Origin of the sequence: Pseudomonas sp. NMI542_15, assembly GCF_021283425.1 — a bacterium.
Classification (GTDB): domain Bacteria; phylum Pseudomonadota; class Gammaproteobacteria; order Pseudomonadales; family Pseudomonadaceae; genus Aquipseudomonas; species Aquipseudomonas fortuita.
The window spans coordinates 125,363-147,907 of the sequence record NZ_JAJSRO010000008.1 but is presented as its reverse complement, the minus strand read 5'-3'; the positions used below and the strand labels follow the sequence as shown (position 1 = coordinate 147,907).

Here is a 22,545-nt window from a genome sequence, read left to right as displayed (position 1 = left end):
CCAGCAACTGACTTGACCCCATCCCCGTAAGAGCGGGTATGACCGCGAACCAGACACCGCGGTGTTTGGCACCCGCAGCGCCGGTGCTCGCGGGCACGCCCGCTCCCACAAGGAGATGTGTGCCTTGCTCTACCGGGCTTTTTCGATACGCCAGATCCCGAAAGGCTGATGCCAGGGCTCGATACGCATCCATTGGGTCTTGCCATGCCAGGTCCAGCGGTGGCCGTTCATCAGGTCTTCGCCCTGGGTGTCGGCGTCGTCATCCAGGCCTAGCTCCCAAAGCGGCAGCTCGAAATGCGCCTCTTGGGCGTTGTGCGGGTCGAGGCAGATAGCCACCAGGATGTAGTTGTCGCGCTCAGGCGTACGCTTGGCGAAATACAGGATGTTGTCGTTCCAGCAGTTGAAAAACGCCACGCCCAGGTGCGTTTGCAAGGCGCGGTTCTGCCGGCGAATACGGTTGAGCTGGGCGATCTCGGCAATGATGTTGCCAGGCTGGGTGAAATCGCGCGGGCGGATCTGGTATTTCTCCGAATCCAGGTACTCCTCCTTGCCCGGCAAAGGCGCGCTTTCGCACAGTTCGAAGCCTGAGTACATGCCCCACAGGCCCGAGCCCATGGTTGCCAGCGCGGCGCGGATAAGGAAGCCGGCGCGACCAGACGTGTGCAGGAAGAACGGGTTGATATCCGGCGTATTGACGAAAAAGTTCGGCCGGTAGCACTGGCTCCATGGCGGCTGGTTTAGCTGCTCGAAATACTCGCGCAGTTCCTGCTTGTGGTTGCGCCAAGTGAAGTAGGTATAGCTTTGCGCGTAGCCAACCTTACCCAGGCGCGCCATCATCGCCGGCCGGGTGAACGCTTCGGCAAGGAAGATGACGTCGGGGTGCTGGCTGCGCACATTGGCAATCAGCCATTGCCAGAATGGCAGTGGTTTAGTGTGCGGGTTGTCGACGCGGAAGGTTTTCACGCCCTCCTCTACCCAGCCGACCACCACGTCGCGCAGCGCCAGCCACAGCGAAGGGACGGCGTCCGGGGCGTAGAAATCGACGTTGACGATGTCCTGGTACTTTTTCGGCGGGTTCTCGGCGTAGCGAATGGTGCCGTCGGGGCGCCAGCTGAACCAGCCGGGGTGCTCTTTGAGCCATGGGTGGTCCTGCGAGCACTGAATGGCGAAATCCAGCGCGATTTCCAGGCCATGCTCGGCAGCGGCAGCCACCAGTCGACGGAAGTCTTCGCGGGTGCCCAGTTGCGGATGGATGGCGTCATGGCCGCCTTCGGCACTGCCAATCGCATACGGGCTGCCAGGGTCGCCGGGCTCGGCCTTGAGGGCGTTGTTGCGGCCCTTGCGGTGCTGCATGCCGATGGGGTGGATGGGCGGGAAGTACAGCACGTCGAAGCCCATGTCACGGATCATTGGCAGGCGTTGGTGCACGTCGTTGAAGGTGCCGTGGCGCTGTGGGTCGTCAGTGATCGAGCGGGGGAACAGCTCGTACCAACTGGCGAACTGCGCAGCCGGGCGGTCGACATCAATGGGGAATTCACAGCTGCGGGCCAGGTAGCTGCGGTGCCCGGCTTCGCTCATCAGGTGTGCAACATCAGGGCCCAGGAACAGCGCCACCTGCCCGTCGCTATCCAGCTCCGCGAGGCGCTGCTGCACCGCTTCGAGCTCCTCACGCACGGCGCCGCTGCACAGTTCGATGCCTTTGCCCAGCATCAAGCGGCCCTCTTCCAGTTCGAGCTGTACCTCGACGCCGGCGTTGTACTTTTTCTCCAGATCGTGGCTATAAGTGGCGAACGGGTCGACCCAGGCCTCGATGCTGAACAGGTGTGGGCCAAGCTCGGTGGGGGTGAATTCTGCCAGCCACAGGTCGTTGCCCGGCGAGTGCATGGGCACGCAATGCCAGCGGCGGCTGTTGGCCTGACGCCAGTTGAGCATCACGGCCAGGCGGTCGTGGCCGTCGCTGTACACCTTGGTGCTGACCGCCACAGGCTGGCCGCTGATGGCCTTGGCGGCAAAGGTGCCGGCGTCGAGCACCGGTTGGGTGTCTTCGATCACGACACGCGGCGCCAACAGCGCCTGGGACAGGCTGATGGCCTGTTCGGGGTGATCGTTCGCCATGGGCACGCTTTCAAAGGGCTCGTTACGTGACATCGACCTTGCTCCCTCAGGCTGGTGGCGGTAAGGGTTCAGAGCCGGGCACAGGCGTGGGGTTCAAAAAAATTGAGCGAACGGCAGCTACCAGCGGTCAGAGCCTGCAGCACCTCTTCATTCCACCCACGCGAGGTCAGGCCATGAACATTCCCATTCCACCGGAAACCCCCGATCCCAACATTGACGACCCCAGCTTGCCACCGCCCGTGCCGGAAAAAGAGCCGGACGAGCTGCCGATCAAGCCAACCATGCCGCCGACGGTGGGCGACCCGCCGAGCCAGGAGCCACCGGTGAAGGCTTAAGGATAGACAAGGTTTTTATGCAGCATTGGCTGGTCTGTGGGCGGGTAAATCTGCCGAGAGGCCAGCCAAGCCAACGCATCAACCTGCAGATAGCGCCGAGATCTCCGCCACGCTGATCTCCCGCATGCGGAATTTTTGCACCTTGCCCGTCACCGTCATCGGGTATTCGTCAACAAAGCGGATATGCCGCGGCACTTTGAAATGTGCGATGCGTCCCTTGCACCAACCCTGCAGTTCCTCGACCGTGGCGTGGTGCCCGGGATGCAGCTTGATCCAGGCCACAATCTCCTCGCCATAGCGGCTGCACGGAATGCCGATCACCTGCGCATCAGCCACTGCCGGGTGGGTGTAGAAGAACTCCTCCAGCTCACGCGGGTAAATATTCTCGCCGCCGCGAATGATCATGTCCTTGTTGCGCCCGACGATACGCACATAACCGTGCTCATCCATCACCGCCAGGTCGCCCGAGTGCATCCACCCGGCCGGGTCGATGGCGTCCGCCGTGGCTTGGGGGTTGTCCCAGTAACCAAGCATCACACTGTAGCCGCGGGTGCACAACTCGCCGATCTCACCGCGCGCGACGATGCAGCCATCGGCGGCTACCAGCTTGTTTTCCAGCTGCGGCTGGGTACGGCCGACGGTGGTCACGCGCAGCTCCAGGTCATCGTCCGGGCCGGTCTGCAGCGACACCGGGCTGGTTTCGGTCATGCCGTAGGCGATCTGCACTTCTGCCATGTGCATCTGGTCGATGACCCTACGCATCACCTCGATCGGGCAGGTGGCACCGGCCATGATGCCGCTGCGCAGGCTTGACAGGTCCATCTGCGCACGCGAGGGGTGATCGAGCATCGCGATGAACATGGTCGGCACGCCGTACAGGATGCTGGCACGCTCCTCGGCCACGGCGCGCAGGGTGAGCTCGGCGTCGAAGGCGTCGTTGGGGTAGATCATGGTGCTGCCGTGGGTGATGCAGCCGAGGTTGGCCATGACCATGCCGAAGCAGTGGTAAAGCGGCACCGGGATTACCATGCGATCGCAGGCCGTCAGGCCCAGGCTCTCGCCGACCATGAAGCCGTTGTTGAGGATGTTGTAGTGGCTGAGCGTGGCGCCTTTGGGCGCACCGGTGGTGCCGGAGGTGTACTGGATATTCACCGGCTGGTCGAATTGCAGGCTTTGCTGGCGGGCAGTACAGGCATCGGTCGATGTCTGCCCTGCCCGCTCGGCCAATGCGTGCCAAGGCAGGAAGCCGGCAGGCGGGTTGGCGGCCAGGCTGATCACGCCGCGCAACTCAGGCAGGCGCGGACTGGCCAGTTCACCGGGCGTGGTACTGGCCAATTCTGGCACCAGCTCCTGGACCATGGCGTGATAATCAGACGCCTTGAAGGCATCGGCGCACACCAGCCAGCGGCAGCCGGACTGACGCAACACATAGTCCAGTTCGCCCACGCGATAGGCCGGGTTGATGTTGACCAGGATGGCGCCGACCTTGGCACTGGCCAACTGCAGAATGCACCACTGGGCGCAGTTGGGCGACCAGATGCCGACACGGTCGCCGGTGTTCACGCCCAGGGCCATCAGCGCACGGGCATGCACTTCGACCTGTTCGGCCAACTGCCGCCAGCTGTAGCGCAAGCCCTGGTGGCGCGACACCAGCGCCTCGCCATCGGCACAGCGAGCCACCGTGGCATCGAAGGCCTGGCCGATGGTCTGGGTCAGCAAGGGTTGGTCCTGGCGACCGCGGGTATAGCTCGGTTGACTCATGGGTGTCCCTTCTTGTGGTTGTTCTGGGCACGACTGAAGCAAGCGGGAATACTCTGGCGCAGATTTACGTTTACGTAAAGGTGATGAGTAGATTGACAGTCACACCAGGCAGGTTTACGTTAACGTAAAGGTGATGAACGACATCTGACCTATGGCTTGACGTCGACCCTTGTGGGAGCGGGCGGTGAGTCCATAAGCGCCGATGTAACCCAATTTCAAGAACAAGAAGGTGCCCCAGCATGCATTACCCCTCCCTGAACTTCGCCCTGGGCGAAACCATCGACATGCTCCGCGACCAGGTGCGCACCTTCGTCGCCGCCGAACTGGCCCCACGCGCTGCGCAAATCGACCATGACAACCTGTTCCCCGCCGATATGTGGCGCAAGTTTGGCGACATGGGCCTGCTGGGCATCACGGTGTCGGAAGAGTACGGCGGCGCCGGCCTGGGCTACCTGGCCCATGTAGTGTCGATGGAAGAAATCAGCCGTGCCTCGGCCTCGGTGGCACTGTCGTACGGCGCCCACTCCAACCTGTGCGTCAACCAGATCAACCGCAACGGCACCCATGAGCAGAAGCTCAAGTACCTGCCCAAGCTGATCAGCGGCGAGCACATCGGTGCGCTGGCCATGAGCGAGCCGAACGCCGGCTCCGACGTAGTCTCGATGAAGCTGCGCGCCGAAAAGCGCGGCGATCACTACGTGCTCAACGGCAGCAAGACCTGGATCACCAACGGCCCCGACGCCAACACCTACGTGATCTACGCCAAGACCGACCTGGACAAGGGCGCCCACGGCATTACCGCGTTCATCGTCGAACGGGACTGGAAAGGTTTCAGCCGCAGCAACAAATTCGACAAGCTGGGCATGCGCGGGTCCAACACCTGCGAGCTGTTCTTCGATGACGTGCACGTGCCGGCAGAAAACATCCTTGGCCAGCTCAACGGCGGCGTGCGCGTGCTGATGAGCGGCCTGGATTACGAGCGCGTCGTGCTGTCCGGTGGCCCGACCGGCATCATGCAAAGCTGCATGGACCTGGTGGTGCCCTACATTCACGACCGCAAGCAGTTCGGCCAGAGCATCGGCGAATTCCAGCTGATCCAGGGCAAGATCGCTGACATGTACACCCAACTGAACGCCAGCCGCGCCTACCTGTATGCCGTTGCCCAAGCCTGCGACCGTGGCGAAACCACGCGCAAGGACGCCGCCGGGGTCATCTTGTACACCGCCGAACGCGCCACGCAGATGGCCCTGGAGGCGATCCAGATTCTCGGTGGCAACGGCTATATCAATGAATTCCCGGCGGGCCGCCTGCTGCGCGATGCCAAGCTGTACGAAATCGGTGCCGGCACCAGCGAAATCCGCCGGATGCTGATTGGCCGCGAGCTGTTCAACGAAACCCGCTGAGCATAAAGGACGGGCGCACATGGCTACCTTGCACACCCAGATCAACCCGCGTTCGGCGGAATTCGCCGGCAACAGCGCGGCCATGCTCGAACAGGTTCAGGCCCTGCGTGGCCTGCTCGCCCAGGTGGCCCAGGGCGGCGGGCCCAAAGCCCAGGAGCGGCACACCTCACGGGGCAAGCTGCTGCCGCGCGAGCGCATCGACCGGCTGCTGGACCCGGGCTCGCCGTTTCTCGAAATCGGCCAGTTGGCTGCCCACCAGGTATACGGCGAAGACGTGCCCGCCGCCGGCGTGATCGCCGGTATTGGCCGGGTCGAAGGCGTCGAATGCATGATCGTGGCCAACGATGCCACGGTCAAAGGCGGTTCCTACTACCCGCTGACAGTGAAGAAGCACCTGCGTGCGCAAACCATCGCCCAGCAGAACCGCCTGCCGTGCATCTATCTGGTGGACTCGGGCGGTGCCAACCTGCCGCGCCAGGATGAAGTGTTCCCCGACCGCGAGCATTTCGGGCGGATCTTTTTCAACCAGGCAACCATGAGCGCGCAGGGCATCCCGCAGATTGCCGTGGTGATGGGCTCGTGCACGGCTGGCGGCGCCTACGTACCCGCCATGGCCGACGAAGCGATCATGGTGCGCCAGCAGGCGACCATTTTCCTGGCGGGCCCACCGTTGGTAAAGGCCGCGACCGGTGAAGTGGTCAGCGCCGAGGACCTGGGCGGCGCCGATGTGCATTGCCGCATCAGCGGCGTCGCCGACCATTATGCCGACAATGACGAACACGCCCTGGCCATCGCCCGGCGCAGCGTGGCCAACCTCAACTGGCACAAGCTGGGCAAGCTGCAGCGCCTGGCCCCGGTGGCCCCCCTGTATGCCGCCGACGAGTTGTATGGCGTGGTCCCGGCGGATGCCAAGCAACCGTTCGACGTGCACGAGGTCATCGCGCGGCTGGTCGATGGCTCGGTGTTCGATGAGTTCAAGGCGCTGTTCGGCACCACCCTGGTGTGCGGCTTCGCCCACCTGCAGGGCTACCCGGTGGCGATCCTGGCCAATAACGGCATCCTGTTCGCCGAAGCTGCGCAAAAAGGCGCGCACTTCATCGAGCTGGCCTGCCAGCGTGGTATTCCGCTGCTGTTCCTGCAGAACATCACCGGCTTCATGGTCGGCAAAAAGTACGAAGAAGGCGGCATCGCCAAGCACGGTGCCAAGCTGGTCACCGCCGTGGCCTGCGCCCAGGTGCCGAAGTTCACGGTGATCATCGGCGGCAGCTTTGGCGCCGGTAACTACGGCATGTGCGGCCGCGCCTATGACCCGCGCTTTTTGTGGATGTGGCCCAACGCGCGCATTGGCGTGATGGGCGCCGAACAGGCCGCTGGCGTGCTGGCGCAGGTCAAGCGCGAGCAAAGCGAGCGCAGCGGCCAGCCCTTCAGTGCCGAAGACGAAGCCAGGCTCAAGCAACCGATCCTCGACCAGTACGAGCACCAGGGCCACCCCTACTACTCCAGCGCCCGCCTGTGGGACGACGGCGTTATCGACCCGGCACAAACGCGCGATGTGCTCGGCCTGGCATTGTCTGCCGCACTGAACGCTCCGATCGAACAGAGCCGCTTCGGCATTTTCCGGATGTGACCCATGAGCGATTTCAGCACCCTTGAAGTAACCCGCGACCCACGCGGCTTCGCCACCCTGTGGCTGAGCCGCGAGGACAAGAACAACGCCTTCAACGCGCAGATGATCCGCGAGCTGATCGTCGCCATCGACCGACTGGCCGAAGACGCAAGCCTGCGCTTTGTGCTGCTGCGCGGCCGTGGCCGGCACTTCAGCGCCGGTGCCGACCTGGCCTGGATGCAGCAGTCGGCGCAGCTGGACTTCAACACCAACCTGGATGACGCCCACGAACTGGGCGAACTGATGTACGCCCTGCACCGCCTCAAGGCCCCTACCCTTGCCGTGGTGCAAGGTGCCGCCTTTGGCGGCGCGCTGGGCCTGATCAGCTGCTGCGACATGGCCATCGGCGCCGAAGATGCCCAATTGTGCCTGTCGGAAGTTCGCATCGGCTTGGCCCCGGCAGTCATCAGCCCGTTTGTGGTCAAGGCCATTGGCGAGCGTGCCGCGCGCCGCTACGCCCTTACCGCCGAGCGTTTCAGTGGCGTACGGGCCCGCGAGCTGGGGCTGCTGGCCGAGGTGTATCCGGCCAGTGAGCTGGACGCCCAGGTCGAAGCGTGGGTGAACAACCTGCTGCAGAACAGCCCGCAAGCCTTGCGCGCCACCAAGGACTTGCTGCGCGAAGTGGACGACGGCGAACTCAGCCCAGCCCTGCGTCGCTACTGCGAAAACACCATTGCCCGCATCCGCGTCAGCGCCGAAGGCCAGGAGGGCCTGCGCGCTTTCCTGGAAAAACGCCGCCCCGCCTGGCAAACCGATGACAAGAAGGAACCGCGCCCATGAGCCGCCCCGCTTTGACCACCCTGCTGGTCGCCAACCGTGGCGAAATCGCCTGCCGCATCATGCGCACCGCCAAGGCCATGGGCCTGACCACTGTCGCCGTGCACAGCGCAACCGACCGCGACGCCCGGCACAGCCGCGAAGCGGATATCCGCGTTGACCTGGGCGGTACCAAGGCCGCCGAAAGCTACCTGCTGGTCGACAAGCTGCTGGCCGCTGCCAAGGCCAGCGGTGCCCAGGCCATTCACCCGGGCTATGGTTTCCTTTCCGAGAACGCAGGCTTCGCCCGGGCAATTGAACAGGCCGGGCTGATCTTTCTCGGCCCACCGGCCAGCGCCATCGACGCCATGGGCAGCAAGTCGGCGGCCAAAGCGCTGATGGAAGCCGCAGGTGTACCGCTGGTGCCGGGCTACCACGGCGAAGCCCAGGACCTGGACACCTTCCGCGCCGCCGCCGAACGCATCGGCTACCCGGTGCTGCTCAAGGCCAGCGCCGGCGGCGGCGGCAAGGGCATGAAAGTGGTTGAGGAAGAAAGCCAACTGGCCGATGCCCTGGCCTCGGCCCAGCGTGAAGCGCAGTCGTCGTTCGGCGATGCGCGCATGCTGGTGGAAAAATACGTGCTCAAGCCGCGCCATGTGGAAATTCAGGTGTTTGCCGACCAGCACGGCAACTGCCTGTACCTCAACGAACGCGACTGCTCCATTCAGCGCCGCCACCAGAAAGTGGTAGAAGAGGCCCCTGCCCCTGGTCTGTCTCCCGAACTGCGCCGGGCCATGGGCGAAGCAGCGGTGCGTGCGGCTCAGGCGATCGGTTACGTGGGTGCCGGCACCGTGGAGTTCCTGCTGGATGCCCGTGGCGAGTTCTTCTTCATGGAGATGAACACCCGCCTGCAGGTGGAACACCCGGTCACCGAGGCCATTACCGGCCTGGACCTGGTGGCCTGGCAGATCCGCGTGGCCTGCGGCGAGCCCCTGCCGATCACCCAGGAGCAGGTGCCGTTGATCGGCCATGCCATCGAAGTGCGGTTGTACGCCGAGGACCCGGCCAACGAGTTCCTGCCGGCTACCGGCAAACTGGCGCTGTACCGGGAATCGGCGCCTGGCGAAGGTCGGCGGGTGGACAGCGGGGTCAGCGAAGGCGACGTGGTGTCGCCGTTCTATGACCCGATGCTGGGCAAGCTGATTGCCTGGGGTGAAAACCGCGAACAGGCACGCCTGCGCTTGCTGGCCATGCTAGACGAGTTTGCGATTGGCGGGTTGAAGACCAACATTGCCTTCCTGCGCCGCATTTTGGCCCACCCTGCGTTTGCGGCGACAGAGCTGGACACCGGATTCATTCCACGCCACCAGGACGTGCTGCTGCCAGCGCCAGGTGCGCTGCCGGCGGGCTTCTGGGAGGCGGCAGCCGAAGCCTGGCTGCAAAGCCAGCCCGGGCATCAGCGCGATGACGACCGCAGTTCGCCATGGGGTGCGCACAACGGCCTGCGCCTGGGCCTGCCGGCACGCAGCAGCCTGCACCTGGTGAGCGGCGGGCAGGACCAGGCGGTTGCACTGGAACGCAGCGCTGCGTCCACCTGGGAGTTAGTGGGCGAGCAACTGGTGCACGATGAGGCAGGTGTGCGCCGCCAGCATTTGGCGATTCGCCGCGACGGCACGCTGTACCTGCACTGGGATGGCGAGATGCACGCCATTCAGGCCTTCGACCCGATTGCCGAAGCCGAGGCCAGCCATGGCCATCAAGGCGGCCTGGGTGCGCCCATGAACGGCAGCATCGTGCGGGTGCTCGTCGAGCCGGGACAGGTAGTTGAAGCCGGTACGGCACTGGTGGTGCTGGAGGCCATGAAGATGGAACACAGCATTCGTGCGCCGCATGGCGGGACGGTGAAGGCGTTGTTCTGCCAGGAAGGGGATATGGTCAGCGAAGGGACGGTGCTGGTCGAGCTGGCTGAGTGAGGTAAGCGGGGTCCACCGCCTAGCTCGGACGGCGAAAGTTTGCGCGATCACTGTGGGAGCGGGCATGCCCGCGAACACCGGCAAAGCCGGTGCCATAAACCGCGTTGGATTCTTCGCGGGTGAACCCGCTCCCACAGGGCCAGCGCAATGCTTGAGATCGGCACCGTACTTGTGGGAGCCCCGCTTGGCGATGGGCTGCGCAGCAGCGCCGGCTATCTAGAAGGCCCCATGCACCCGCACGACCACCCCCAGGAACTCGCAGCCCTCTTCACACAGGATTGTCGGATAGCGCGTATTCAACGGTTTGAGCATCTTGTCGCCACCCTCCTCGACCAACTGCCGCAACACTGCAGGCCGCCCCGGCTGCCGCGCAATCACCAACCTGCCGGGCTCTGCCTGCAGGCCCGTGTCCACCAGCACTCGCATGCCCTCAGGCACGCTCTTGCCACTGGCTGCATTCATCGAGTCGTTTTCCACCACTAGCCAGAACGCATTGCCTGCGGGCATGTAATCCGTCTGTTCGTGGCATTTGCCCGCTTCAGGCAAAGGCCCCTGCAAGTCAGCCCAGGTCAGAACCGGGAAGCGGAAGCTTGCATAAAGCAGCGCTTGGGCTGATACCGGGGGCTCGACCGCATAGCGCCCAGGGGCTTCGCGCAAGATGTCACGCTCTACCACCATGACTTGTGCTTCCAGAAACACCAGGCCAAGTTTCTCGAGCTTTTCGTTTATGGTTTCCAGCGTCGGCCGCCGCGTGCCACGTAGCCAATGACCCACGCCACCCTGAGTCATGCCCAGCCGTTCGGCCAGCTTCAGCTGGCTGAGGTTGTGTTCGCGCTTGTAGCGCTTGAGAAATGCGTTCCAGTTTTCCATGAGCGGAAACAATACGGACTGTATTATTCGCAGCAATACACAATCTGAATTATTTATTTGATCATAATCAGTACAGATTGACCTATCCTCTGATTCCATTGTGTTTAAAGGGAAATCACAAGGTATCGCGATGAAACCACCGAAAAACGACGAAACAGATCTCGACAGCGAAGCCGCCCGCCGCGCCCTCGACTACTACCTCAATCCCAAGCCACAGCGCCCTACCCTGGACAACAAGATCTGGACCCTGCACGAGAGCGTCACGAGCGACCAGGCCCAGGAACATGCCATCGCCCTGCTGCGCTGCGCCGCCGCCACCGCGCAGGAAACTGCCAGCCACCAGCATGGCAGCCAGCGCGAACTGACCTACGCGTTGATGCACATGATGGACATGGCCCGCGCCCTGCTGGAGCACAATCGCGCCGCAGATCCGGAATTCTGAAGTAAAAAAGAAAGGGAGAGAAGGTGATGGCCTGGAACGGCAAATGCCCCGATTGCCGGGACAAGGAAGCGCATCGGTAAAACTTTTTTACCGAAATGGATAAAAATCATTTGACTGGCAAATGATAACGATTATTATTGCACTCAGCTGATCGCGAGACCAGCTGGATAACCTGGAGCTTAGGTCGCTCTCAGATTATCTCCTCATCAGGCTAATCACGGTTTTTGACCCGGCTTTTTGCCGGGTCTTTTTTTTGGCTCTTCAGGCTAATGAAGATCGTAATGGCGCGCATGATAGCAAAGGTGTTTCAGGGCGTGAACGCTCATTACAAAACTTTGCGGAATCAGCACTTGAGAATCAATCTCGTTTCGCCTACGCTGGTCCCGCATCAAGGAAGATGCCCCCACCCCTCCCCCTTTCATGCAAGGAGCTGTCCATGACCCGTCTGTTACTGCCCCTTGAGCACCCAACGCCTGTTACCGAACACGATCCCGATCGCGCCTTGCTGCATGCGCTCAAGCGGCTGCCACGGCGTGTGCAGCAAGTGTTCCTGCTCAACCGCCTCGACCAACTGGACTTTGCCAGCATCGCTGCCCGCCTCGACTTGCCCCTGGCGAGCATCGAGCAAAACATGGACCAGGCGCTGCAGGCCGGGCGCTCACGCCGTGATGTGCTGTCGAGTGTTGCCGGGCAATGGTATGTGCGCTTGCAAAGCCCACAGGTGACCGCTTGCGAACGGATCGACTTTCGTCGCTGGCTGGATGCGGATACGGCAAACCTGCAAGCGTTTCACGAAACCGAACTGCGCTGGCGCAGCCTGTTGGCCCCGGCACGGCAACTGGGCCATGACGGCTGGTACCGGCAAGGCCGGGCGGCGCTGTCGCTGGGTGGGTGCTCGATTGCGGTCGGGCTTGGCGTGGCGGCGTTGGTAGTGTTTGGTCTCTGGGCCTGATTACGCACCCGTACGTCGGTCAAAAGCGCTCGGCCGGGTCTGTGGTCATGAGCATCTGCTGGAAGCGCTCCAGAAAGATCGACTCGGCTTGGGTAAACTTCTGTTCCCGGTTCCACAGCAGGTACACGTTCACATCGATCACCCCGTCCCACGGCGGCAGTCGCCACAGCTCATTGGCCTGGACATCCGCCGCGACGATGTGCTCCGGCAGGCAGCCGATGCCGTAACCGGCCCCCACCAGCCGCAGAATTTCATCCAGGCTCGGTGACGATGCAACAATACGCCCGGTAAACCCCTGCTGATCACGAAACACCGTCAGCGGCGACAGGTTGCCGCCCATCTGGTCACTGGTGAAGCTCACAAAGTTCTCGCCCTGCAGATCCGCCAGGGTGAGGTTCTTGCGACCGAACAAGCGATGGCGCTTGCCACAGAAAAACGCGTAGCGTTGTTCTAACAGCACCCGTTGTTCAAGCCGGGGCTGGGGCGTGCGGCACAGGCTCAGGCCGAACGAGGCGGTCTTCTGCAACAAGCCACTGGCCACATCCGAACTACGCAGCACATCGATCTCCACCTCCACCTGGGGGTAGTCACTGTGGAATTGTGCAAGAAACTCATCATACACGCGGGACTGGATACGGCTGATGCTCAGCAGGCGGATCTTGCCCGTCACTGTTTCGGCAGGGCGGTCCAGCGCAGGCCCCAGCCGCGAGACCGTGCCGTATAGCTCGGCAGCGATCTGCATTACCTCCTCCCCCGCCTGCGACAGGTTGATGCGTGGCCCGCGGCGTACCACCAAGGCACTGCCCAACTGCTCCTCAAGACGTCTCAGCGCCTGGCTTACCGCCGGCTGGCTCAAGTGCAGCCGTGCCGCAGCGCGGCTGATACTGCCCTCCTGGCCGATCACCAGAAATGTTCGCAACAGGTTCCAGTCGAGGCGATCGTTGAGGAAACGCTTGGCTTCGGGGTCCCTGGTGAAGGGCGTTGTCGTCGGCATCATTATTTGTTGATCTTATACTGGAGTATTCGAATTAGAAGCTTTTCCTAGCATAGGACTTGGCCCAATATCTGGCAACGCACCACCAGGGTGCCTTTGTCATACCCGTGCTGAGGGTTCTCCCCGAACTGGGCGATTGATCGCACGCGTTACCAAGAGGTGATCCATGAAAGCGTTTTTCCATCCAGCTCAACGCCTGCACCACCCCCGCTCCTATCTGTCACGTGGGCAGATGCGCCAACCACAGGAAGTGCCGGCACGCATCGAACCGCTGCTGGCAGTGGTCAATAAGCTAGGCTACCCGCTGTTCGAGCCCGCTGACCACGGCCTGGCGCCGCTGGCGGCGGTGCATGGCCAGGCGTATCTGGACTACCTGGGCAGCGCCTACCAGCAGTGGCATGAAGTGCCGGAAGACTGGGGCGATGAGGTGATGTCCAACATCTACATCCGTGAAGGCAACCCGTTGCGCGGCATCCTCGGCAAGACCGCCCGCTACCTGGCCGATGGCAGTTGCCCGATCGGCGAGCACACCTGGCAGGCCGCCTACTGGTCGGCGCAGAGCGCAGTGGCCGCAGCACACGCGGTGATCGAAGGCGACCAGGCCGCTTATGCGCTGTGCCGGCCGCCAGGGCACCATGCCCGCGCCGAAGCGGCGGGTGGGTTCTGCTATCTGAACAATGCCGCAATCGCCGCCCAGGTGCTGCGTGGCAAGTTCGACAAAGTGGCCATGCTCGACACCGACATGCACCACGGCCAGGGCATCCAGGAAATTTTCTACGAGCGCAACGATGTACTGTACGTGTCGATTCATGGCGACCCGACCAACTTCTACCCCGTGGTCGCCGGGTTCGATGATGAGACCGGAGCGGGTGCAGGAGCAGGCTTCAACCTGAACCTGCCCATGGCACACGGCGCCAGCGAAGCGGATTTCTTAGCCTGCATGGACCAGGCGGCAACAGCGCTGCACGCCTTCGCTCCCGACGTGCTGGTGCTGTCGCTGGGCTTTGATATCTACGAAAACGACCCCCAATCCAAGGTCCACGTCAGCCATGAAGGGTTTTACCTTCTGGGGCAGCGCATCAAGGCGCTGGGCCTGCCTTGCGTGGTGATCCAGGAGGGTGGCTACGACATTGCGACCCTCGATGAAAATGCCTCGCGCTTTTTTGCCGGGATGGCTGCCTAAGGCAACACCCGTGCGGCGCCGAACCTGAGCGACACGCGAGCTTGTGCAGCAATAATCGACTACGGGCTGGTCCACTCCAGCTCAACCACCACTGGGAAGTGATCCGAGGGAAGCACGCCGTTGATGAGGCGATCGTCGGTAACGAAGCTGCGCGCATGGAAGCCGCGCTCCAGCACCCAGTCCACGCGCACTGTGGCCTTGCCGGTGAAACCATGGAAGGTATTGCTTGGCCCCCGCGGGGTTTTCACTACAGGACGGGTATCCTGCAATACGCGGGAAAGCGCCAGGTAAGCCGAACTGCCGGGTTCAGCATTGAAATCACCTGTTAGCACCACGGGCACGCCAATGGGTAATTTGTCGACGCGGGCGGCGATCAGCTCTGCCCCCTTGACCCGCGCCGTCTCATCCTCTGCGCGATAAGGCAGATGGGTATTCAGGAAATAGAAGCGGCGGCCGTCCTCGATCCGACGGAATAACGCCCAACTGACCATGCGAGGAAAGAGATTGCCCCAGCTGACGCTCCCTGCAACGTCAGGCGTGTCCGACAGCCAAAAGTCACCCCATTGTTCCGCCGTCATCTGCGTGCTGTCGTAGAACACACCCATATGTTCATCGCCGTCGCCGCCGCGTCGCCCCTCCCCGAACCAACGGTAGCCGGGAAGGTGAGCTGCCAGATAATCAGCCTGCTCCTGCACGAGCTCCTGAGTACCGATAACAGCGGGCTGGACATCCAGAATCATCGTGACCATCGCGGCCCGACGGTCTTCCCACCGCTTACCAGGCGCAGCGTCGACCGGTGTGCGCACATTGAATGACATGACCTTCAACGATTCGGGCAGCCCTGCCCAAACATTACCCGGCAGTACAAGTATCAGCAGCGCCAGCAGTATAGGTTGATAGATGGACACCCTCATGGAATCCCTCCGTAGATCCGCATAGGGGGGTAGGCTACTGATGAAGGCACATCAGGTTCACACATTACCTCTGCGGGTCAGCGCACGCCCTGACGACGTCTTTTAACTCATCAACATTCGCTCGCTTACGCGCCTCTCGAGCAATGACTTTGAATCGCGTGACGCTTTGTGTCCACTAGCAAAAATGACAGGTCAGTTCAAACTCGTGCCGGGCAGCATTGGCATTGCGCCAACCTGCTTGGTTTACGAAAAAGGCAGAACCTCGGCAAGCACGACCCAGCCGTGAAGCGCGGCTGGTGTTTATAAGCACGCTCGAGATCGAGGATGAGACTCAAGGTAAAACCAAAGCAAGGCGACTGAGGGCGTAGATAAGAAAAAATCAATTGCCAGGCACTGTAGTCCAGCGTGTTTGACCTGGGAACTGCCTCCCCTATATGCAGTGACTGACAACACATTTTGCTCATTTATGCCAAGCAGGCGCAACGATAAAGTTGACTATCAAGCTGGGGTTTACTGTAATCCTATAGTTTGTTGAACGTGGCAGGTCCCGCTACGTGTATTCCTACACGGAGGTTAGATGCTCAACAGGACCACAGAAGATTGGGAGCGATTGCGAGAGTTACCGGCATTGCTCAAGGAGCTCCCTCATCTCGCTGCAGGGTTGGGATTTACCTTCTACAGCTTCAGATACACCAGCCCCCCCTACGAGCTCCACTCAGAAAACCTCTTGCCCGGCGGACGCAGGATCGTCCAGGCGGCATTGGATTTTCGACCCCCTTATCTTCAAAGCTCGGACATCCCATTGTTATGGGAACCCAAAACATTCGCCAAGGGCCCGGCTCTGTGGTCGCAGGCTCGGGAACTGGGCCTTTGTCATGGGTGGTTACAGCCTGTGCATCAAGGGGTTATCCGCAGCTGCCTGGCCCTGCTACGCCCCCACGTCAGCATGTCTATTACAGAGCTTTATGAGAAAGCTGCCGGCGTCATGTGGTTGACCGAACGACTGCACCTTGCCGCCGGACGCGATGCAGCTGTCAGGTCAAAGTCAGTTTCCCTGGGACTGGGATAGCCAGAACAACGTGTTGAAGCGCCCGCTGGCCCCACAAGGGCGAAGGTGTCAATGAGCGGCGTTTCGATGAGGCTCGACATGTAACAGCCGTCCCGCGTGCTGGTGCTCATCCACTCCTGCTATTCAAGTAACTCACCACCACCATCTTCAGCCATGGACGGGTGACGCTTTGTCTTGACCGCAAGCGCCAAGGCTTGATGCATATCCAGCCGTGCAAACTGCTCAACTGCGCAAGCAACATTGTTCGAGCAAGCGGCAGCTCTGATCGGTCGCGTCGGCCCAATGCGGCGTGCCTGATCAGGTCTGGCAATCATCGGCAATGCACTCTCGCGTAACAAGTGCTTGATTTGTCGTGGGGTGAGATCAGGGTTGATGGAAATCATCGCAGCGACCACGCCAGTGACCAGGGCTGCGGCATACGAAGTGCCACACCCTCCACCCCGCCCGGCCCTCACCGCAGTCGATCGAGAGGGATTCGGACACGCGGCAGCACTGATGTCGATACGAGGGCCAACGTTTGAACTGCTACGAGGCACTGCGAAACGAGGGTCAGCCACATCCACAACCTGGCGACTTCGCTGATGCCCACCCACTACTACAAGCTGAGCTGATGACAATGATGCAGGCAGATGATCATCGGTAGTGGAGGCGCTATTACCCGCTGAATTGACCACCACAACGCTCGAATGCCGGTGTTCTAACCAATCAAAGAAACGCCTCAATAACAATTCGTACCCGGCCATTGCCTCGTCGGTGCGGACGTTGATATCTACAGGTTCGCCCCTCAGGTTGAGCGTTCCTATCCGGTGAACCCCCCAGCTCCAATTGAGCACCCGCGCACCGTCTTCAACAAGGTTCACCGAAGCAGCGATGCGAGCCGTAACACCTGACGCTGCGCCGCGATCCACAATGATGTCGAAGCGCCCGCCCACGGCACCCAACCGACTTAGAAAAGCCACATTGCCGCGCGGATACAGGCGAGCCGCAAGTATTCCGGCAACCACTGAGCCGTGCCCGTTTATCGCAGAACTGTGGCGGGCGTAAAGGCACGTGCCGACGCCTTTGCACGGCGCTGCAAACGCCGAGAAATCAGTCGATTCAAAATTGACACCCTTCTCTACCACGCCGACTACCACGTTAGTTGGCTGAAAACTCCGCCCTTGCTCACGAACATTGTGCTTGAAGGCCTCCACTGCCTGCTCGAGTTTGTTGGCGATCCACCCCGCCTGGTCAGGCGGCTCGATGATTCGTTCAGGATCTTCCGGTCGCTCTGGGTTGTCATCCTCCACTACGATCCCCTGCACGGCAGGGTCGCTTTTCATGCTGCTCACGATGCTGTGACGCGCTGCCAATGTGCGAGCGCGCAGACGCACTTGAACAACATTCAAAGGCGGTATCACCCCAACGATGTCCACGTCGTACTGAAGCGCAATCCTTCGCGTCTCCAGCAGGCCGTTAGTATTTTCACGCAAGATCAAACTGACCAAATCCAGAGCAGTCACCACCCGGTCATTGATAGTCACGAGACGGTCTTGGCTGGGAGATTGCACCCAGCTTTGCCTTGTGCTGAGCCAGACCGCGTTGCTCGTAAACCCGCCAGCACTTAGCCAAACCGGGCCACTGTTTACCCCCTCAGCTAAGTTGAAGCACAGGGAATCCCGCTGCTGCTTGACACGCGATATGGGCAAAGTAACTCCATCGACCACCACAGCTGGAGGTGCCTGATTCACACCCCGCACTTGCGCGCACCATTTTTGAAAGCCGGCCGTGTCGCCACGACCATAAGGCGCGAGGTCATCTATTCGTAACGTGTCGGAAGCTTCAGCGCCGCAGGTCAGGAGGATCGCCGCCCAAGCCGTTAACAACATTCGTCCGTTCATTTCTGCCACTTCCCTGTTGCTGTGAGGAAGTGCCCGACGGTTGTTCTTGTGACTCGCGCAGCTCAGCCTCCTCGCTGACCATGACCCTAAATCGCTTGGCGAGGCCTGCCTACTGGTAAAAATGTCAGTCCTGCGCCAGCGGCTTCAAGCTCCGAAGCCGTCCAACTGAATGGCTTTAAAGTGGAGAAATAGATCTTCACTACCGCCTGCTGGCGTAAATCAGCCCGATGATTTCCGTGGCCGGTGATCGCTGGCTACCCGAATGAGACCGATCAGCACCTAGGTTCCAACTTACTCTGCGCCGAAGGTTACGACACTGTAGCCAAATTCGTGCTCTTGACGCCTGGTGTGCGTCTCGGGATCTTCCACCCTTACCCGGTCGTCGTCATGCACGATCAGCACATGGCTGTCGTCAAGTACCTCCACACCCTCGGGCTTGTGGTTGAAGGCCACCACAGCCCCTTCTTCAAGCCTGACAGGCTGAGGCTCACCAAGCTTAGAGCCTTCAAACGGCAACACCCACAAGAAGCCGCCAATCTCTTTCTGGCCGACCTCCTTACCGTCTCGCTCGTAACTGGTAACTGCGTAAAGGCGGTCTTGGTTGTAGCGGTCAAACTCGAGCCCAGAAAGCCCCAACTCAGGATACGCCCCTGCCTGCATACCCAGTTTTTCGACCAGTTGGTCAGGCGTCAGGCTCAAAACAATCTCAAATTGGTCGCCAAGCTGAACGCCCTGCTCATTGATGGAGCAAGAAATTGACAGCAATAAAAACGAGAATTTTGCTTGTTTGCTCTCTTTACCATGCTTACGAATACCTATCAGCAAACGGTCGCCAGGCGAAGTAGAAATCGCCTCAATCTGATAATAAGACGAGCCTACGGCTTCCCTAATTTTCGCCCGCAAATCTTGCGAGTTTGTCACCTGATTTCCCGTTGATACAGAGATGACCGTAGCATTTTTTGGTTCGCTCACTGGCCAGTAGAGCAACGTATTGAGGGCGTCATTGGAAGGATTGTTGAACGCAGTGATGGCGATGACATACTTCCCATCCAGCGTGGTTGTAAGGCCTTCAAACTTGTCTGCCTTGAGCAGCACCGTTCCCTCTAGATAGGAGGGCGTGCCGACGATACGATGATCATCAAGTGCCATTGTAAACATTGCAGGACCGCCAGGCCTAGGCATTTTCTTGTCATTAGCAAGGATGAGATTTTCGCCGACTCGCGCCACACCCGAAACTTCACAGTTCACACCGTTACCGGCCGTGAAACAGGGGGCCAGGTAATTCTGCACAGCTTTAGCAGGTACACCAACTGGAGCAGCGCTTGGGCTCTGCAGGTGAAGCATCAGGCCCGCGACTGCGAGTGATTTGACAAGTGTGTTCATAGGTCCCACTCCTTGTACGCGACATTCCGTGTGAAGGAACAACATACATAGAATTGGACCTATGAAGAACTGGCAATTTTGACAGGTAGTGGTTTTCCGGTCTTCACGGCGGCGACCTTGTATAGCGCGTTCAGCCGCGGATTGTTCTAATGGCAGCAATGCATCCTTTGACAATACGTTCCGCTTGATCATCTGAAATACTACTATTCATCGAAAGCCGAACCAACGCGGCAACAGATGGCGCCCGCCCCACACTGCATTCAAACGCTCTTGTACAAACGACTTCACTCTGGTACTGACAAAATCTGGCAGCCTTGGTCCGGCGTCGTTATCTATAGGCTTCATCACACTCACCCAGCCCGTTGCCCTTGATCATATGAATCCGCTTTCATCAAATTGACTACTGGCGAAAATATCAGGCAAAGATCTGATATTTTTTAGGCGGTACCTTGAGATGAAGCCAGACTGGCTTATATGGCCGAAACCGGTCGTTCGGCGGTCGGATAGCTAAATGGCCGAGGGAAATAGCCTGTGAGGGTGGGATTCTGTCCAAGTCGATAGACCTGCTGTTTCGCGCCGTGCGAGCCAGCCTGTGCCTGCCGTTGGCAATGACGGAACTGGGGGGAAAAACCGCGCGTCATACCCTCATGCAGGGACACGGCATCACCGAACTCGGCTCATGACATCGACCGTGCACGTGGCAACGAGCCTTTAAAGCGGGTTAACCAGGAACTGTCAGGAGCGACACCATGCGCAAACGGATAACGGCGCAAAACCTGAAATGGACCTGCGGTTGGCTCGCTGTCGCGGGTCTGGCTCTGTGCTGGTGGCTACCGCTACCCTTACACCCCGCTGCCGATAGCGGCCCACCGTGGATCTATGGCAACCCCGAAGCACGCTTTACGGTCACGCTCTATACCAACCTTAAATGCCCCCATTGCCGGTTCTACCTGCCCCAACTGCAGCGCTGGATCGTCACCAACGATCACGTCAACCTGGCCTGGCCCGATCTGCCGTTGCCACAAAACGAGCCTGCATCCAGTCGCGAAGCGCGGCTGCTCGAATGCGTAGGCCAGCCCGAAGGCCCAGAGGGCCTGTGGGGGGCAGGTGTCTGGGTCTACCTGCACTCGCAAAGCAACGGCCAGGGGTTGGCCACCGTCAGCACCTCTTCCGGTGGGACGCCAGGCCTGCAACGCTGCCTGGCGGGTGAAGAGGTGGCTCAAACCGCGGCCCGCCAAAACACGGAAGCCTCGCAGAAAGGATTGAACGCCACACCGACTCTGCGCCTGATCGACAATCACACCCACCACACCGTGATCCTGGAAAGCCCCATCGAACCCGATGCGCTGCTGTCCGCAGTGGACCTGTTGAGCGCACCCGAACTCTCCGAAATGCCTGCGGACGTGATAAGCGATATGCCCAGGTAAGCCATGTTCGTTACGGCGCTCAGCAACGCGTCGCGGTCTTTGTACCTAAAATTCAGGGCTACCTGCCTACGGGCTGGACGCTGCGTGGCCTGATACAGACTGCCGCCCATCCCTACGCATCAAAACAGCGAAAACGGATAGTTGAGGACCAATCGGTTTTCATTGAAGCTTGTATGGGTGCCCCAACCCCGACGTAACGTCGAATTCCGCCATTTGATATTCAAGTCTTTGAGCGCGCCAGCCTGGAACACATAGGCCAGTTCGGTCTCCCGCCCCCACTCCTTGACACCGGTCTCTCCCCCAACATGAATACCGCTACCTTTGATATAGCGGTTCATAAGCACCAGGCCCGGAACGCCCAACGCCACAAAATTATAATCGTGGCGCACCTGCCAGGAACGCTCATTGGCATTTTCGTAGCTGGAGCTGAAGCTGTCGTTGGCCAATGAGCCACCTGAAGTGCCGTTGACTTTCATCCAGCCGTCCTGGCCGGAAACCTTCTGCAGGCCTATGTAAAAGGTGTTCGCACCGTGCATCGCGGAAAACAATCCAGACCAGGTCCGGTTGTCGAGACCACCCGCCAATGATCGCCCGTCATCCTTCCCCGTGAACCATTGGACGTTGGCACCCAGTGTCCATGTGCCAATGGGCTGGCTGTGAGTGATCTGGATCATCTGCTGGCGGTAGATATCCTTCAACTCAGCGCCCCAACCACCGAGCAACGTCCGCTTGTCGTTGAACGTGTACTCACCACCCACAAAGTTGAACCGATCCGAGAAGACGCCCGGCTTCTGGGCAAGGAACATATCGTCCATGCTGGCATCGTTTCGTGGGCTGTTGGCTCGGAATTGGCCGCCATACAAAGTGAGATTTTCGATCTCTCGAGAAGTGACCTGCGCACCTCTGAACGTCTGCGGCAACGAACGCCCGTCATCGGAACGCAAGATCGGTAGTGTAGGCATCCATTCGCCGACCTTGAGCTCCGTAGCGGAGATCCTGACTTTGCCTGCAATGGCCAGCCGCCCATAATCATCTGCCGCTTGGCCATCGTCATGAATCGGCAGCAATTGGGTCCCCGGCGTGCCACGGCCACCGTCCAGTTTCACAGCGTAAAGACCCATGGCGTCCAGTCCAAAACCTACCAAGCCTTGGGTGAAGCCGGACTTGTAGTTCAAGATGAACGCCTGGCTCCACGCCTCGGCCTTACTTTGAGTCGCAGAGTCGCTGACATAGTTGCGGTTAATATAATAATTACGCAGGTTCAATCCTGCCGTTGAATCCTCTACAAACCCGGTTTCGACTGCCTGTGCGCTGATTGCAGTACTCAGCAGCGGCACGGCGATAAACACGTTTGCGTGACTGAAAATAGAGCCGGATGCGCGGATTTTCATTTTTATTTTTTCCACAACAGATAGTTAATTG

17 protein-coding genes are annotated in these 22,545 nt (G+C 60.4%); 9 read left to right on the top strand and 8 right to left on the bottom strand.

All coding sequences use genetic code 11. From position 1 onward, the window contains the following. Positions 1 to 129: 129 nt before the first annotated feature. Positions 130 to 2,148 carry an alpha-1,4-glucan--maltose-1-phosphate maltosyltransferase gene (locus tag LU684_RS14205; protein ID WP_232894750.1) on the bottom strand — a complete coding sequence of 673 codons (2,019 nt, stop codon included), beginning with the start codon at positions 2,146 to 2,148 and terminating at the stop codon, positions 130 to 132. Between the two features lie 140 nt (positions 2,149 to 2,288). Here LU684_RS14205 and LU684_RS14200 point away from each other — a divergent pair, with 140 nt between their 5' ends. Then, the gene (locus LU684_RS14200) at positions 2,289 to 2,450 is read left to right on the top strand and encodes a hypothetical protein (protein ID WP_016488167.1); all 162 of its coding nucleotides are present in this window, start codon (positions 2,289 to 2,291) and stop codon (positions 2,448 to 2,450) included. 78 nt (positions 2,451 to 2,528) lie between these two features. Here LU684_RS14200 and LU684_RS14195 read toward each other — a convergent pair whose 3' ends face one another. Further along, positions 2,529 to 4,211, bottom strand: coding sequence for an AMP-binding protein (locus tag LU684_RS14195; protein ID WP_016488168.1), 1,683 nt, complete (start codon positions 4,209 to 4,211; stop codon positions 2,529 to 2,531). Between the two features lie 239 nt (positions 4,212 to 4,450). Here LU684_RS14195 and LU684_RS14190 point away from each other — a divergent pair, with 239 nt between their 5' ends. From LU684_RS14190 to LU684_RS14175, 4 genes are read left to right on the top strand one after another with little or no spacing between them, the layout of a single operon-like run. Then, on the top strand, positions 4,451 to 5,614 hold the full coding sequence (locus tag LU684_RS14190) for an isovaleryl-CoA dehydrogenase (protein WP_095115639.1): 1,164 nt from the start codon (positions 4,451 to 4,453) through the stop codon (positions 5,612 to 5,614). Positions 5,615 to 5,633: 19 nt separating this feature from the next. Next, a complete protein-coding gene (locus tag LU684_RS14185) occupies positions 5,634 to 7,241 on the top strand; it encodes a carboxyl transferase domain-containing protein (protein ID WP_016488170.1) in 1,608 nt (535 codons plus the stop codon). 3 nt (positions 7,242 to 7,244) lie between these two features. Then, entirely contained in the window at positions 7,245 to 8,060 is an 816-nt protein-coding gene (locus tag LU684_RS14180) for a gamma-carboxygeranoyl-CoA hydratase (RefSeq protein WP_016488171.1), read from the top strand. After that, on the top strand, positions 8,057 to 10,009 hold the full coding sequence (locus tag LU684_RS14175) for an acetyl/propionyl/methylcrotonyl-CoA carboxylase subunit alpha (RefSeq protein ID WP_232894749.1): 1,953 nt from the start codon (positions 8,057 to 8,059) through the stop codon (positions 10,007 to 10,009). Before LU684_RS14180 ends, LU684_RS14175 begins: the two co-directional genes overlap by 4 nt. Before the next feature lie 216 nt (positions 10,010 to 10,225). On the opposite strand, the gene LU684_RS14170 is transcribed toward LU684_RS14175, so the two are convergent. Further along, positions 10,226 to 10,879, bottom strand: a complete 654-nt coding sequence (locus LU684_RS14170) for a LexA family protein (protein ID WP_016488173.1) — start codon at positions 10,877 to 10,879, stop codon at positions 10,226 to 10,228. Positions 10,880 to 11,009: 130 nt separating this feature from the next. On the opposite strand from LU684_RS14170, the gene LU684_RS14165 reads away from it, so the two are divergent. Then, entirely contained in the window at positions 11,010 to 11,321 is a 312-nt protein-coding gene (locus LU684_RS14165) for a DUF6124 family protein (RefSeq protein ID WP_016488174.1), read from the top strand. 436 nt (positions 11,322 to 11,757) lie between these two features. Further along, positions 11,758 to 12,273 (top strand): DUF4880 domain-containing protein, encoded by a 516-nt coding sequence (locus LU684_RS14160; RefSeq protein WP_016488175.1) that lies wholly within the window; start codon positions 11,758 to 11,760, stop codon positions 12,271 to 12,273. Between the two features lie 19 nt (positions 12,274 to 12,292). Here the strand turns inward: LU684_RS14160 and LU684_RS14155 are convergent, their stop codons facing one another. Beyond that, the gene (locus LU684_RS14155; RefSeq protein ID WP_016488176.1) at positions 12,293 to 13,270 is read right to left on the bottom strand and encodes a LysR family transcriptional regulator; all 978 of its coding nucleotides are present in this window, start codon (positions 13,268 to 13,270) and stop codon (positions 12,293 to 12,295) included. A 163-nt stretch (positions 13,271 to 13,433) separates the two neighbouring features. Here LU684_RS14155 and LU684_RS14150 point away from each other — a divergent pair, with 163 nt between their 5' ends. Further along, entirely contained in the window at positions 13,434 to 14,450 is a 1,017-nt protein-coding gene (locus tag LU684_RS14150) for a histone deacetylase family protein (protein ID WP_016488177.1), read from the top strand. Positions 14,451 to 14,509: 59 nt separating this feature from the next. Here LU684_RS14150 and LU684_RS14145 read toward each other — a convergent pair whose 3' ends face one another. The 3 genes from LU684_RS14145 to LU684_RS14135 all read right to left on the bottom strand — a co-directional run bounded on the left by LU684_RS14145 (position 14,510) and on the right by LU684_RS14135 (position 19,696). Further along, the gene (locus LU684_RS14145) at positions 14,510 to 15,364 is read right to left on the bottom strand and encodes an endonuclease/exonuclease/phosphatase family protein (RefSeq protein WP_023047563.1); all 855 of its coding nucleotides are present in this window, start codon (positions 15,362 to 15,364) and stop codon (positions 14,510 to 14,512) included. Between the two features lie 1,188 nt (positions 15,365 to 16,552). Continuing rightward, a complete protein-coding gene (locus LU684_RS14140) occupies positions 16,553 to 18,313 on the bottom strand; it encodes a S8/S53 family peptidase (protein WP_224372352.1) in 1,761 nt (586 codons plus the stop codon). Positions 18,314 to 18,604: 291 nt separating this feature from the next. Then, a complete protein-coding gene (locus tag LU684_RS14135) occupies positions 18,605 to 19,696 on the bottom strand; it encodes a hypothetical protein (RefSeq protein ID WP_232894748.1) in 1,092 nt (363 codons plus the stop codon). Between the two features lie 749 nt (positions 19,697 to 20,445). Here LU684_RS14135 and LU684_RS14130 point away from each other — a divergent pair. Further along, entirely contained in the window at positions 20,446 to 21,123 is a 678-nt protein-coding gene (locus tag LU684_RS14130) for a thioredoxin domain-containing protein (protein WP_232894747.1), read from the top strand. A 119-nt stretch (positions 21,124 to 21,242) separates the two neighbouring features. Here LU684_RS14130 and LU684_RS14125 read toward each other — a convergent pair whose 3' ends face one another. Continuing rightward, positions 21,243 to 22,514 carry an OprD family porin gene (locus LU684_RS14125; RefSeq protein WP_232894746.1) on the bottom strand — a complete coding sequence of 424 codons (1,272 nt, stop codon included), beginning with the start codon at positions 22,512 to 22,514 and terminating at the stop codon, positions 21,243 to 21,245. Positions 22,515 to 22,545: the final 31 nt, after the last annotated feature.